A 14,156-nucleotide genomic window follows, 5' to 3' on the forward strand; every position below is an offset into this window, starting at 1 on the left:
TCCGGCTGCGTACGGTCCGCAAACATTTACGATACGTGCCGCAGGCAACCCGCATCGTGGGGATGCCAGATCTCACTCCCCAAACCCGGGGCGGCTCATGCTCAGGACTTGGGTTCGAAGGTCTTGGTCAGCGTCCGCCAAGTCCCCTTGCGCAGCTCGCCGTCCCAGTCGGCCGCCTTCGCCGTGTACATCAGCGCGTAGCCCTGCCGGTCGTCGACGACGAAACCACGGTCGATGGTCCGGTACTCGGTGCCGCTCTCGACGTAGGTGAACTCCCAGTCGGCCGTGTTCCATCCGCGGTAGTCCACCTGCTCTATTCGGATCCGCTTGTACTGGGCGCGCTGCATGTAGCGCTCCTGGTTCTTCCAGTCCGCCACCGGGTCGCCCTTGGGCGAGGACGTCCAGGCGATGAGCAGCTTCTGCCCGTCGGGCCCGGTGAACCGGTCTCCGGCCGCGCCCGTGGAGCGGTACTTCCACCCCTTCGGCAGCCCGATCGAGTACCCCTGCTTGCCCTGATGGGTCGACACCTCCGAGGTGCCCCCACCACCGGAGCCGCCCGAACCGCCGGAGCCGGCTCCGGCGCCGGACGAGCCGCTCGGCGTGCTGTTCGAGGCAGGTCCCGAGGGCGCCGGCTGGGTCGCCGCACCGTCCGTGCGTGTGCCGTCCTTCTCGTCGCCCTTGGTGTCGGCGCTGCCGGACGCGGTGGCGGCGGTCCTGCCGCCGCTCCCGCCGGCCGCTCCCTTCGAGCCGTTGTCGTCCCCGCTGAGCGCGATGGCCAGGACGGTCCCGATGACGGCGAGCACCACGACCACCGCGATGATCATCAGGGTCCGCCGCGGCACCACGTCGGTGAGCGGCGCCCTGGGCACGGGCCGGGGCGGCAGGTCCGGCGGCGGCATCACGGGCCACCCCGAACTACGGCCACCGCTCGGCGTCTTCGCTCCCTGGGCACCCCGCTCGCCGGCCCCGGCCGCGGCACCCGAGGCCGCCGCCGCACCCGACTGCGCCCCGGACGCCTCCGCGGTCCCGCTCCGCGCCGCCCCGCCCTTCGAGCCGAAGGAGCCCGAGCCCGAAGAAGCCGAACCAGCAGAGGCCGAGCCGGAAGAGGCCGGGCGGGAAGAGGCCGGGCCGGAAGTGCTCGATCCGGCCTCGGACTCGGCGGAGGCGGCGGCCGTTCCCGCCGCGGCCTTGCGCACGGAACGCAGCGCCCCGCGCAACCGCTCCCCGGCCTCCTCGCCCCGCTTGCCCGCGGAACCCGAGCCCTTCCTGCCCGAGGACCCGCCCGGCTGCGCCGGCAGCGGCACGACCTTCGTCGCGTCCAACGGCTCCGCCTCGGACGGCTCCGGCGCGTGGATGACCGCGTTCAGCAACGCCCGGGCGCCCGCGTCGTCGAGCCTCTTGGCCGGGTCCTTGGTGAGCAGCCCGTGGATGACGTCCTTCAGCGGGCCCGCGTTCTTCGGCTCCTCCAGCGGCTCGGTCATCACGGCGGTGAGGGTCGCTATGGCCGACCCCTTGTCGTACGGCGGGGTGCCCTCCACCGCCGCGTACAGCAGCCCGCCGAGCGACCACAGGTCGGCCGCCGGCCCGGGCTTGTGCCCGCGCGCCCGCTCCGGGGAGATGTAGGAGGGCGCGCCGACGAGCATGCCGGTCGAGGTGATGGACGGGTCGCCCTCGACCTGGGCGATGCCGAAGTCGGTGAGCACGACCCGGCCGTCCTCGGCGATCAGCACGTTCGACGGCTTCACGTCGCGGTGCAGGATGCCCTCGCGGTGCGCCGACCGCAGCACGTCCAGGACGGCGAGCCCGACCTCCGCGGCACGCTTGGGCTCGAGGAGGCCGTCCTCCCGGATGACCTCGGCGAGCGACTTGCCCTCGACGAGCTCCATCACGATCCAGGGCCGGTCGTCCTCCTGGACCACGTCGAAGACGGTCACCGCGCTGTTGTTGCGGATCCGCGCGATCGCCTTGGCCTCGCGCAGCGTCCGCGTGATGAGCCGCCGCTTCTCGTCCTCGTCGATGTTCGACGGGAACCGCAGCTCCTTGACGGCGACCGTCCGCCCCAGCGTCTCGTCCTCGGCCCGCCAGACCGTGCCCATGCCGCCGCGGCCGAGCACCTTGCCCAGCCGGTAACGCCCCGCGAGGAGACGCTCCCTGTTGTCCTGACGAGTGTCCTGACGAGATGTGCCCGCCCGCTCCGCCTCCGACATGCGTCCCCTCATACAACCCGCCCTGACAGAGCCTCCATTGTCTCTCACCCGACAAGTGCCCAGCGCCCAGGGGGCCCCTGGCGGGCGGGCACCGGCCCGCCCGCCCGGAACCCGGGTGCGGCCCGCCGCGCGCCGCCTTGCATGATGGGCCCCGATCAGGGAGGAGCCCGCATGCCGCCGTTTCGGACCTTGCTGGCCCTGCCTGTGTCCGTAGCCCTCCTCGGCCTGCCCCCGGCCGACTCCTCGGCTCTCTCGGCGCCGCCCACGGACTCCGTGCTGCCGCTGCTCGTGACCGAGGGCAGGGTCCCCGCCGCGGCCCTGCTGGCCCGGGAGGGAACCCTCACCCACTATGCCCACGCCGGGTCGGGAATCGCCCGGTCGGACCACTTCCGCGCGGGCAGCATCACCAAGACGTTCATCGCCACGGTCGTGCTGCAACTGGCCGCCGAGCACCGGCTGTCGCTGTCCGACACCGTGGAGCGGCACCTGCCGGGTCTGGTCCGGGGAGCGGGCAACGACGGCCGCGCGCTGACCCTGCGTTCCCTGCTCACCCACACCAGCGGCCTCTACGACTTCACCGCGGCCACCGACGGCACCGCGCCCGTGACCGCCCGTCAGGCCCTGCGCATCGCACTCACCCACCCTCCGGCCGCACGCGGCCGCTTCTCCTACTCGAACACCAACTACGTCCTGCTCGGCCTGGTCATCCAGCAGGTCACCGGTCACCCGTACGCCACCGAGGCCGAACGCCGCATCATCACTCCACTGGGCCTGACAGGCACCTCCTTCCCTGGCTCCCGCTCCTCGCTGCCCGCTCCGCACGGCCACGCCTATGCCTCCGACGGAACCGACGTCACCGATCTCGACCCGCGGGTGGCCGGAGCCGCGGGCGAGTTGGTGACCACGCTCGCCGACGTGGACACCTTCTACGGGGCCCTGCTCGGGGGGCGGCTGCTGCCCCCGCGCTGGCTGCGCGAGATGCTCGACACCCGTGCCGCACACGGCGCGTACGGCATGGGGCTGTTCCCCGAGAAGCTTCCGTGCGGCACGACCGTGTGGGGGCACAACGGGCACATATCCGGCAGCTATGTGCGCGCCGCCGCCAGTGCCGACGGCCGGCGTGTCCTCACCTTCCGCGTGAACACGGACGCGATCGCAGATCCCGGCCTCGAACCCGCGTTGCTCGCGGCCGAGTTCTGCCCCCGCGTCTCGTAGAACGACCGGGCCCCGAACGAAGATCCCGCTTCCCTACACCCGTTCGAGTGACATAGGGAACGAGCCGACAGGGCCCCCGCAGCCGCCTACAACGGCACGATGTCCGGCGCCCCCAGCCGTGCCGCGTCCGCCGTCAGGTCGTCCGGCTGCCGCTGCGACTCCCGCTCGGCCTCCACCCGCTTCTCGTAGTGCTGGACCTCGCGCTCGATCTGGTCCTTGTCCCAGCCGAGCACCGGCGCCATCAGCTCGGCGGCGTCGCGCGCGCTGCGCGTGCCGCGGTCGAAGGTCTCGATGGAGATGCGCGTCCGCCGGGTCAGCACGTCGTCCAGATGCCGCGCCCCCTCGTGCGAGGCCGCGTAGACGATCTCGGCACGCAGGTAGTCGTCGGCCGCCGGCAGCGGCTCGCCCAGCGACGGGTTCTCGGCGATGAGGTCGAGGAGTTCCTCGGCCATCGCCCCGTACCGGTTGAGCAGGTGCTCCACGCGCACCACGTGCAGTCCGGTCCGGGCGGCGATCCGGGCCCGCGCGTTCCACAGCGCCCGGTAACCCTCGGCACCGAGCAGCGGCACCTCCTCGGTGACGCACTCGGCGACCCGCATGTCGAGGCCGTGCACCGCCGCGTCCACCGCGTCCTTGGCCATGACCCGGTACGTCGTGTACTTGCCGCCCGCCACGACGACCAGCCCGGGCACCGGATGGGCGACGGTGTGCTCGCGCGACAGCTTGCTGGTGGCGTCCGACTCGCCGGCGAGCAGCGGTCGCAGGCCCGCGTAGACACCCTGGACGTCGTCCCTGGTGAGCGGCACCGCGAGGACCGAGTTCACATGTTCCAGCAAATAGTCGATGTCCGCGCTGGAGGCGGCCGGGTGGGCCTTGTCGAGGTCCCAGTCGGTGTCCGTGGTGCCGACGATCCAGTGCCGGCCCCAGGGGATGACGAACAGCACGGACTTCTCCGTGCGCAGGATCAGCCCGGTCGTGGAGTGGATCCGGTCGCGCGGCACGACCAGGTGGATGCCCTTGGACGCCCGGACGTGGAACTGGCCGCGCTCCCCGACCATGGCCTGCGTGTCGTCCGTCCACACGCCGGTGGCGTTGACGACCTGCTTGGCGCGGATCTCGTACTCGCCGCCCCCCTCGACGTCCTGCACCTTCGCGCCGACGACCCGCTCGCCCTCGCGCAGGAAGCCCGTCACCCGCGCGCGGTTGGCGGCCTTCGCGCCGTACGCCACCGCCGTGCGCACCAGGGTCGCCACGTATCGGGCGTCGTCCATCTGGGCGTCGTAGTACTGCAACGCCCCCACCAGCGCGTCCTTCTTCAAGCAGGGCGCCACCCGCAGGGCGTGATTGCGCGTCAGGTGGCGGTGCATCGGCAGGCCCCGGCCGTGCCCGCGCGCCATGGACATGGCGTCGTACATCGCGACGCCCGACCCCGCGTACAGCCGCTCCCAGCCCTTGTGCTGCAACGGGTACAGGAACGGCACCGGCTTCACCAGGTGCGGGGCGAGCCGCTCCAGCAGCAGGCCGCGCTCCTTCAGGGCCTCGCGGACGAGCGCGAAGTCGAGCATCTCCAGATAGCGCAGGCCGCCGTGGATGAGCTTGCTGGACCGGCTGGAGGTGCCGGACGCCCAGTCCCGCGCCTCGACCAGGCCTGTGGACAGGCCCCTGGTCACGGCGTCGAGCGCGGTGCCCGCACCGACCACGCCGGCACCCACGACCAGCACGTCCAGCTCGCGCTCGGCCATCGATGCGAGTGACTCGGCGCGCTGCGCCGGCCCGAGTGTCGCTGTCCTCACCGCTGCCTCCCGCTCATCGGTCGCGCCGGCCGCACCCTGCGGGCGCAGCCCCGTCCGTATCCCCCATGCCCAAATTCTGACCGGGTTGCCCGACTTCAGCCACCACGGGCCCTCAGCCTGTGGACAACGGTCACGGAACACTCACCGAAACTCGGCCAGCCAATCCCGCATATCGGTCATATTTACTCCTAGTCTGACATTGCGCTCGCCCGTCCTGTCCACAGGGCTTGCGCACCTGTCCCACTTCGGCTATCGGGAAGGACGGCCACGCCATGCCCGCAGATCTCGCCGTCATCGGACTCGGCCCGTACGGCCTGCCCCTGGCCCAGGCCGCCGTCGCCGCCGGCATCCCCACCCTGGGGTACCGGACCGGCCCCGAGGCCGGCTCGCTCAGCCCCGCCGAACTGCGCCGGATGCTCTCGGGGGGCTTCCGGCCGACCACCACCCCGGCCGAGCTGGGCCGGGTGCGCACGGCGGTCATCTGCGCGCCGACCCCGCCGGGTGCGGACGGTGACCTGGACCTGAGCCGCCTGGAGGCCGCCGCCCGGACCCTGGCCGAGCACCTGCGCCCGCACACCACCGTGATCCTCGAGTCCCCTGTGTACCCGGGACGACGGAGGAATTCCTCCGTCCGCTGCTCGAAGAGGGTTCCGGCCTGCGCGCGGGCCGTGACTTCCACCTCGCGTACTCCCCCAGCCGCGTCGACCCCGGCAACCGCGACGTCACGCCCGCCACCACCCCGAAGGTCATCGGCGGCCTCACCCCGGCCTGCACGGAGTCGGCCGCCGCGTTCTACGGCAGGCTGACCGACAAGGTGGTACGCGCGCGTGGACTCAGGGAAGCGGAGACCGTGCAGCTCCTGGAGACCAACTACCGGCATGTGAACATCGCCCTCGTCAACGAGATGGCGGTCCTCTGCCACGACCTGGGCGTCGACCTGTGGGACGTCATCCGCTGCGCGGAGACCAAGCCGTTCGGCTTCCAGGCCTTCCGCCCCGGCCCCGGTGTGGGCGGCCACTCGGTCCCCCAGGACCTGACCGCGCGCGGCGGCCGCGGTCTGCGCATGGTGGAGCTGGCCCAGCAGGTCAACAGCCGCATGCCCGGCTACGTCGTCCAGCGCGCGGCCACGCTCCTGAACGAACACGGCAAGTCGGCCCGGGCCGCGCGCGTGCTGCTCCTCGGCGTCACCTACAAGCCCGACCTCGCCGACCTGGAGGGCACCCCGGCCCAGGAGATCGCCCTGCGCCTGATGGAACTGGGCGCCTCGGTCAGCTACCACGACCCCCACGTCCCCGCCTGGAGCGTCCTCGACCGCCCCGTCCCCCGCGCGGACTCCCTCTACGAGGCCGCCGCCGACGCGGACCTGACCATCCTTCTCCAGCAGCACCGCACGTACGACCTCCAGGGCCTGTCGGTGAAGGCCCAGCTGCTGCTGGACACGCGGGGGGCGGCACCCATGGGGGCGGCGCATCGGTTGTGAAAGGGGGCGCGTGAGGTGCGTGCCCCCATGGGCTGGTGGCATGCGAGCACGGCCCGGGTACCTTACGGAAACAAGGTGGAGCCCACCGCAGTGGTCGCTGCGGCAGGCTCCTGGATGGATCACGGAGTGTCCGCCCCTAGTCCTCTTGGGGGCGGACACTCACCATCCGAAAATCCGCAAGATCCACCTCCTCCGGCACTGCACCATCCGAAGACGGAGTCGGTCCCAGCGGGTGGGCTTGCGGTGGCGTCCCATGGGCGCCCCCTTCCACGACGCCGCCCATTTCCCCCCGTGGCAACACGCGCCCCACCAACGCCAGTTGGGCCAGCAAAAAGGGCCCGGCCACTCCCCCGAGTGACCAGGCCCTTCTCCGCGTCGGGACCGATTACCGCCGGTGCTGCGAGTCCGCCACCGTCACCTCGACCCGCTGGAACTCCTTGAGCTCGCTGTAGCCGGTCGTGGCCATCGCCCGCCGGAGCGCGCCGAAGAGGTTCATCGAGCCGTCGGGCGTGTGGGACGGGCCGGTGAGGATCTCCTCCAGCGTGCCGACCGTGCCGAGGGCGACCTTCTTGCCGCGGGGCAGCTCCTCGTTCACGGCCTCCATGCCCCAGTGGTGGCCCTTGCCCGGACCGTCCGTCGCACGGGCCAGCGGGGAGCCCATCATCACCGCGTCCGCGCCGCAGGCGATCGCCTTGGGCAGGTCGCCGGACCAGCCGACACCGCCGTCCGCGATCACGTGCACGTACCGGCCGCCGGACTCGTCCATGTAGTCGCGGCGGGCGGCGGCCACGTCCGCGACCGCCGTCGCCATGGGGACCTGGATGCCGAGCACGTTGCGCGTGGTGTGCGCGGCGCCGCCGCCGAAGCCGACCAGCACACCGGCCGCGCCGGTGCGCATCAGGTGCAGGGCCGCGGTGTACGTGGCGCAGCCGCCGACGATCACCGGGACGTCCAGCTCATAGATGAACTGCTTCAGGTTCAGCGGCTCGTGCGAACCGGAGACGTGCTCCGCCGAGACCGTCGTACCGCGGATGACGAAGATGTCCACGCCCGCGTCCACGACCGCCTTGGAGAACTGGGCGGTGCGCTGCGGGGAGAGCGCGGCAGCGGTGACGACGCCGGAGTCGCGCACCTCCTTGATGCGCTGCCCGATCAGCTCCTCCTTGATGGGGGCCGCGTAGATCTCCTGCAGGCGCCGGGTCGCCGCCTCGGCGGGCAGCTCGGTGATCTCGTCGAGCAGCGGCTGCGGGTCCTCGTAGCGCGTCCACAGGCCCTCGAGGTTCAGCACGCCGAGGCCGCCGAGCTCGCCGATGCGGATGGCGGTGGCCGGGGAGACGACCGAGTCCATGGGGGCGGCCAGGAACGGCAGCTCGAAGCGGTAGGCGTCGATCTGCCAGGCGATCGAGACCTCCTTCGGGTCCCGCGTACGGCGGCTGGGGACGACGGCGATGTCGTCGAAGGCGTACGCCCGGCGGCCGCGCTTGCCGCGCCCGATCTCGATCTCAGTCACGTCTGTGGCCTTTCCCTGATGCGTTTCAGCGTCTTCCAGTATCGCCGACGGGCACGACGAGGGCGGCCCCGGATGCTCCGGGACCGCCCTCGGGTACGCCTCACGCGCGCGTGCGCGTCACTTGGTGCTGTAGTTCGGCGCCTCGACCGTCATCTGGATGTCGTGCGGGTGGCTCTCCTTGAGGCCCGCGGAGGTGATCCGGACGAAGCGGCCCTTGGACTCCATCTCCCCGATGGTGGCGGCGCCCACGTAGCCCATGGTCTGGCGCAGACCGCCGACGAGCTGGTGCAGCACGTTGGCCAGCGGACCGCGGTAGGGCACCTGGCCCTCGACGCCCTCGGGCACGAGCTTGTCGTCGGAGGCGACCTCCGCCTGGAAGTAGCGGTCCTTCGAGTACGACCGGCCTTGGCCGCGGGACTGCATGGCACCGAGGGAGCCCATGCCGCGGTACGACTTGAACTGCTTGCCGTTGATGAAGAGCAGCTCGCCCGGCGACTCCTCACAGCCCGCGAGGAGGCTGCCCAGCATGACCGTGTCGGCGCCGGCGGCGAGCGCCTTGCCGATGTCGCCGGAGTACTGCAGGCCGCCGTCGCCGATCAGCGGGATGCCCGCCGGACGGGCAGCGAGGGACGCCTCGTAGATGGCGGTGACCTGGGGGACGCCGATGCCGGCGACCACGCGGGTCGTGCAGATCGAACCGGGGCCCACGCCCACCTTGATGCCGTCGACACCGGCGTCGATGAGGGCCTGCGCGCCGTCGCGCGTGGCGACGTTGCCGCCGATCACGTCGACGGAGACGCTGGACTTGATCTTCGACATCCAGCTGAGGGCGTTGCTGTTGTGGCCGTGGGAGGTGTCGACGACCAGGAAGTCCACCCCGGCCTCGGCGAGGGCCTGGGCGCGCTCCATGGCCTCGGGGCTGGCGCCCACCGCGGCACCGACGAGCAGCCGGCCCTCGGCGTCCTTGGCGGCGTTCGGGTACTTCTCCGCCTTGACGAAGTCCTTGACGGTGATGAGGCCCTTGAGGACGCCCGCGTCGTCGACCAGCGGCAGCTTCTCGATCTTGTGCTTGCGCAGCAGCTCCATGGCCTCGACGCCGGAGATGCCGACCTTGCCGGTGACCAGCGGCATCGGGGTCATGACCTCGCGCACCTGACGGGAGCGGTCCGTCTCGAAGGCCATGTCCCGGTTGGTGACGATGCCGAGCAGCTTGCCGGCCGGGTCGGTGACCGGGACGCCGCTGATGCGGAACTTGGCGCACAGGGCGTCCGCCTCGGCGAGCGTGGCCTCCGGGTGCACCGTGATGGGGTCGGTGACCATGCCGGACTCGGACCGCTTCACCAGGTCGACCTGGTTGACCTGGTCCTCCACGGAGAGGTTGCGGTGCAGGACGCCGACGCCGCCCAGACGGGCCATCGCGATCGCCATGCGCGACTCGGTGACCTTGTCCATGGCGGCGGACAGCAGGGGGATGTTCACCCGGACGTTGCGGGAGATGCGGGACGAGGTGTCGACCGCGTTGGGCAGCACCTCGGATGCGCCCGGCAGCAGCAGCACGTCGTCGTAGGTCAGCCCGAGTGTCGCGAATTTACCGGGCACTCCGTCGACGTTGGCAGTCATGACACCTTCCCCAAATGGCCTTGATCGGTGCGGATGTCCATGCTAACGGGAAGCAGGGCTGTCTCATTCCACGGTTCCGGCCCGCACCGGGCTTCGTATGTTCGTACGGAAGCGGCGCACCGCCTGTTCAATGAAGGGGCTACTGCTCGGCCAGCGCCCGCAGCCGGCTCAGTGCCCTGTGCTGCGCCACCCGGACCGCCCCGGGTGACATTCCCAACATCTGGCCCGTCTCCTCGGCCGTGAGCCCCACCGCGATCCGCAGCAGCAGCAGCTCCCGCTGGTTCTCGGGCAGGTTGGCCAGGAGTTTCTTGGCCCACTCCGCGTCGCTGCTGAGCAGGGCGCGCTCCTCCGGGCCCAGCGAGTCGTCCGGCCGCTCGGGCATCTCGTCGGACGGGACGGCCGTCGAGCCGGGGTGGCGCATCGCCGCGCGCTGGAGGTCGGCGACCTTGTGGGCGGCGATGGCGAAGACGAACGCCTCGAAGGGGCGCCCGGTGTCCCGGTAGCGGGGCAGTGCGAGGAGCACCGCCACGCAGACCTCCTGGGCGAGGTCCTCCACGAAGTGCCGGGCGTCGCCCGGGAGGCGGGACAGGCGGGTGCGGCAGTAGCGCAGCGCCAAGGGGTGGACATGGGCGAGCAGATCATGCGTGGCCTGCTCGTCCCCGTCGACGGCGCGGTGGACGAGCGCGCCGATCGCCCCTTGGGCATTGACCGCCTCGTCGTCGCGCATCGGTCCATGGTGCCTTGCGGCCGCCGGGTCCGTGGCACCGCGCCCGTTGTTGTGCACCGAAGCGTTATGAGCAGGTGCGCCGGAACTCATCCCCTGCGCCCTCCCCTTCCGCTCGACCGACTCGTCCCCGAGGAACTCCACACCCTCAAGGATGCGGCATCCGCGGCGAAACGAGCAGCGGGCACCCGACGGACCCCCGGCCCGACCCCGCCCACCTGGCTTTCCGTGCCCTCACCGCGACCGCCACGACCTGCGCGGTCGCCCATGGGGCCTGCCGTTCGGATCATCTCGGGGGCGTGGGTCGTCAGCCGCACCCTCCCGGGCTCTCGACCTCGCCCGGGCGGGGACGGGACCCCACCGGCGGTGCCGTCGGCCGCCGGCTTCCGCACACGCGCGTACGGCTCGCGCGGGGGCATCCGCGTGCCCCCGCTCTCCGGCCCGCGCCGGATGCCGCGTGCCGAAACCGGCCCGATCCAAACGACAGGCCCTAGCGCACCAGACCCCACCGGAAGCCGAGCGCCACGGCGTGGGCCCGGTCCGAGGCGCCGAGCTTCTTGAACAGGCGCCGGGCGTGCGTCTTGACGGTGTCCTCGGAGAGGAACAGCTCGCGGCCGATCTCCGCGTTCGAACGGCCGTGGCTCATGCCTTCGAGCACCTGGATCTCACGCGCCGTGAGCGTGGGCGCGGCGCCCATCTCGGCCGAGCGCAGCCGACGCGGGGCGAGCCGCCAGGTCGGGTCGGCCAGGGCCTGCGTCACCGTCGCGCGGAGTTCCGCGCGGGAGGCGTCCTTGTGCAGATAGCCGCGGGCCCCGGCCGCGACCGCGAGGGCCACGCCGTCCAGGTCCTCGGCGACGGTGAGCATGATGATGCGCGCACCGGGGTCGGCGGACAGCAGCCGCCGGACCGTCTCGACGCCGCCCAGTCCGGGCATGCGTACGTCCATCAGAATCAGGTCCGAGCGGTCGGCCCCCCAGCGGCGGAGGACTTCCTCGCCGTTGGCCGCCGTCGTCACGCGCTCGACGCCGGGCACGGTCGCGACCGCGCGGCGGAGCGCCTCTCGGGCAAGCGGGGAGTCGTCGCAGACGAGGACGGAAGTCATGGCCGCCCTCCGCAGCTGATGCGCGTCACCTTGAGCCTCCAGGCTGGTACGAAATCGTCACCTGTGCGGTCGACCGTCTCGGACGCCTGCCCGAGCGCTTGTTCCTTCAACCGCCTCGCACTCTCAACGACGGTCACTCGAAAGAGTTACGGGGCCGGCTGCCATCTTCGGCACTCTACGTGAGGGGGCGGACACGGTGCAGACATGCGCAACAGACCCTCGAACTTTCATCACAACCTATGCCCCATTCAGACCCTTTTCTTCCGCTTTGGCAGTGTCTGGAGCTAGATTCGCAATGAGTCATATTTTCATCTCCTTAGATCGTAGTTGTACGGTCATGGACACCGGATCCGCCAAGAACGGCTACAAGGGGTCACGTAATGGCAGATTTCTCCCGCCTTCCCGGACCGAACGCGGACCTGTGGGACTGGCAGCTGCTGGCTGCCTGTCGTGGGGTGGACAGCTCGCTCTTCTTCCATCCGGAGGGCGAGCGCGGTGCGGCTCGGAGTGCTCGCGAGAACTCGGCCAAAGAGGTCTGCATGAGGTGCCCGGTGCGTGCCGAGTGCGCTGCCCACGCGCTGGCGGTGCGTGAGCCGTACGGCGTGTGGGGCGGACTGACCGAGGACGAGCGCGAAGAGCTGATGGGGCGGGCGCGCAACCGGCTGGTGTCGGCGTCGACATCCGGCGGGCACGCCGCCTCGAACAACTGAAGGAACGTTTCTGCGAGACAGGCACGCGTACGCGTGCCCTTGGTTTTTGGCGTGCGGTTTTCGGCGTGGCTGAGCCGCCGCTAGCGACGGGCGGCCCGTGTCAGCTGGTCCAGGGTCGCCGCCACCGCCGGGACCTGCGCGAGGTCGGGCAGGGTGAGCGCGACGATCTCCCGCCGCACCGCCGGCTCCAGCGTCACCGTGCGTGCGCCCCGGGGCCGTACCGACTCGACGGCCAGCTGGGGCAGTACGGCCACGCCGAGTCCGGCCCCGACGAGGCCGACGACCGCCGGGTAGTCGTCGGTGGCGAAGTCGATGCGCGGGGTGAACCCGGCCGCCGCGCACACCTCGACCAGCTGCCCCCGGCAGCGCGGGCAGCCCGCGATCCACGACTCCTCGGCCAGTTCCCCGATGGCGACGGACTCCGCGCCCGCCAGCCGATGCCGTTCCGGCACGAGCGCGACGAGCCGGTCGGTCAGCAGGGGCCGTACGACGAGGTCGTCCCACTCCCCGGCGCCCGCCGCCCCCTCGTAGCGGAAGGCGAGTGCCACGTCGCAGTCGCCCTCGCGCAGCAGGCCGACCGACGCGGGGGGCTCGGCCTCCTCCAGGGAGACACGGGTGCCCGGGTGCGCCGCGCGCAGGGCGGCGAGGGCCGTGGGCACGAGCGTGGAGCTGCCGCTGGGGAAGGAGACGAGCCGGACCCGGCCCGCGCGCAGCCCGGCGATGGCGGCGACCTCCTCCTCCGCGGCCGTGAGCCCGGCGAGGATCCCGGCGGCGTGCCGGACCAGGGCCTCGCCGGCCTGGGTCAGGCGCATCTCGCGTCCGGTGCGGATCAGCAGAGGGGTACCGACGGACGTTTCCAGGGCCTTCATCTGCTGGCTGACGGCGGGCTGGGTGCAGCCCAGCTCGCGGCCCGCGGCGGAGAAGGAGCCGGTGGCCGCGACGGCGCGCAGGACGCGGAGGTGACGAGCTTCGATCACGCTTCGAGGATAAGTGACCCTTTGGCGATGTTCCGAATAATGCGTCGACGCTTTGAGGTCCGGTCCCCTACCGTGCGGACATGAAGCTTCTGTCGGTGAATCTGGGCCGTGCCAAGGCTGTGCCGTACACGGACAATCCGGAGGGTGTGACCGGGATCGACAAGCAGCCGGTGGCAGGGCCCGTGCGGGTGTCGGCGCCCGGGCCCAAGGGCATCGGCGGCAGCGGACTGGCCGGGGACGCGGTGTGCAAGCTGGAGCACCACGGCGGCGACGACCAGGCGGTGTACGCGATGGCCCGCGAGGACATGGACGAGTGGGAACGCGAGCTGGGCCGACCCCTGCCCGACGGCGCGTTCGGCGAGAACCTCACGACGTCGGGCCTGGACGTGTCCGGCGCGCTGATCGGCGAGCGCTGGCGCATCGGGCCCGAGGTGGTGCTGGAGGTCACCTCCGGGCGGATCCCGTGCCGTACGTTCCAGGGCCATCTGAGTGAGAAGGGCTGGGTGAAGCGGTTCACGCGGCGCGGTGCGCCGGGGGCGTATCTGCGGGTGATCGAGCCCGGGGAGATCCGCGCGGGCGACCCGGTCGAGATCGTCCACCGGCCGGACCACGACGTGACGGTGGCCCTGCAGTTCCGGGCGGTGACGACCGAGCGGACGCTGCTGCCGCGGCTGCTGGCGGCGGGCGAGGCGCTCCATCCGGAGCTGCTGAGGACCGCGCGGGAGTACGAGGAGAAGTACGGGGCCTGACGGCGGCTCACCACGCCGGTCTCCACGGACCCTTCACCACGGACGGCCCCTCTGGGCAGCGGACCTGCA

10 protein-coding genes and 1 pseudogene are annotated in these 14,156 nt (G+C 71.6%); 4 read left to right on the forward strand and 7 right to left on the reverse strand.

The window, feature by feature from the left end; genetic code table 11:
* Positions 1 to 101: 101 nt before the first annotated feature.
* Positions 102 to 2,207: a serine/threonine-protein kinase gene (locus ACSUPV_RS15840; protein WP_436947713.1), complete on the reverse strand. Its 2,106-nt coding sequence runs from the start codon at positions 2,205 to 2,207 to the stop codon at positions 102 to 104.
* 171 nt (positions 2,208 to 2,378) lie between these two features.
* Here ACSUPV_RS15840 and ACSUPV_RS15845 point away from each other — a divergent pair, with 171 nt between their 5' ends.
* Positions 2,379 to 3,422, forward strand: a complete 1,044-nt coding sequence (locus tag ACSUPV_RS15845) for a serine hydrolase domain-containing protein (protein ID WP_436947714.1) — start codon at positions 2,379 to 2,381, stop codon at positions 3,420 to 3,422.
* A gap of 86 nt (positions 3,423 to 3,508) precedes the next feature.
* Here the strand turns inward: ACSUPV_RS15845 and ACSUPV_RS15850 are convergent, their stop codons facing one another.
* On the reverse strand, positions 3,509 to 5,215 hold the full coding sequence (locus ACSUPV_RS15850) for a glycerol-3-phosphate dehydrogenase/oxidase (protein ID WP_037766980.1): 1,707 nt from the start codon (positions 5,213 to 5,215) through the stop codon (positions 3,509 to 3,511).
* A 272-nt stretch (positions 5,216 to 5,487) separates the two neighbouring features.
* Here ACSUPV_RS15850 and ACSUPV_RS15855 point away from each other — a divergent pair.
* Positions 5,488 to 6,695, forward strand: a pseudogene (locus ACSUPV_RS15855) (nucleotide sugar dehydrogenase).
* A 385-nt stretch (positions 6,696 to 7,080) separates the two neighbouring features.
* Here the strand turns inward: ACSUPV_RS15855 and ACSUPV_RS15860 are convergent.
* From ACSUPV_RS15860 to ACSUPV_RS15875, 4 genes are all read right to left on the reverse strand, one after another.
* Positions 7,081 to 8,205, reverse strand: coding sequence for a GuaB3 family IMP dehydrogenase-related protein (locus tag ACSUPV_RS15860; protein ID WP_037766974.1), 1,125 nt, complete (start codon positions 8,203 to 8,205; stop codon positions 7,081 to 7,083).
* A 117-nt stretch (positions 8,206 to 8,322) separates the two neighbouring features.
* Complete coding sequence (gene guaB, locus ACSUPV_RS15865; RefSeq protein ID WP_031119977.1) at positions 8,323 to 9,825, reverse strand: IMP dehydrogenase; 1,503 nt, start codon at positions 9,823 to 9,825, stop codon at positions 8,323 to 8,325.
* 139 nt (positions 9,826 to 9,964) lie between these two features.
* Complete coding sequence (locus ACSUPV_RS15870; RefSeq protein WP_010036508.1) at positions 9,965 to 10,552, reverse strand: sigma-70 family RNA polymerase sigma factor; 588 nt, start codon at positions 10,550 to 10,552, stop codon at positions 9,965 to 9,967.
* Between the two features lie 487 nt (positions 10,553 to 11,039).
* On the reverse strand, positions 11,040 to 11,651 hold the full coding sequence (locus tag ACSUPV_RS15875) for a response regulator transcription factor (RefSeq protein WP_003948568.1): 612 nt from the start codon (positions 11,649 to 11,651) through the stop codon (positions 11,040 to 11,042).
* 380 nt (positions 11,652 to 12,031) lie between these two features.
* Here ACSUPV_RS15875 and ACSUPV_RS15880 point away from each other — a divergent pair, with 380 nt between their 5' ends.
* The gene (locus tag ACSUPV_RS15880) at positions 12,032 to 12,361 is read left to right on the forward strand and encodes a WhiB family transcriptional regulator (RefSeq protein ID WP_031119978.1); all 330 of its coding nucleotides are present in this window, start codon (positions 12,032 to 12,034) and stop codon (positions 12,359 to 12,361) included.
* 80 nt (positions 12,362 to 12,441) lie between these two features.
* On the opposite strand, the gene ACSUPV_RS15885 is transcribed toward ACSUPV_RS15880, so the two are convergent.
* Positions 12,442 to 13,338, reverse strand: coding sequence for a LysR family transcriptional regulator (locus ACSUPV_RS15885; RefSeq protein WP_031119979.1), 897 nt, complete (start codon positions 13,336 to 13,338; stop codon positions 12,442 to 12,444).
* Between the two features lie 80 nt (positions 13,339 to 13,418).
* On the opposite strand from ACSUPV_RS15885, the gene ACSUPV_RS15890 reads away from it, so the two are divergent.
* Positions 13,419 to 14,087 (forward strand): MOSC domain-containing protein, encoded by a 669-nt coding sequence (locus ACSUPV_RS15890; protein WP_436947715.1) that lies wholly within the window; start codon positions 13,419 to 13,421, stop codon positions 14,085 to 14,087.
* Positions 14,088 to 14,156 lie beyond the last annotated feature (69 nt).

It is taken from the genome of Streptomyces sp. SudanB52_2052, assembly GCF_964272415.1.
In the GTDB taxonomy this organism is placed as follows: domain Bacteria; phylum Actinomycetota; class Actinomycetes; order Streptomycetales; family Streptomycetaceae; genus Streptomyces; species Streptomyces olindensis.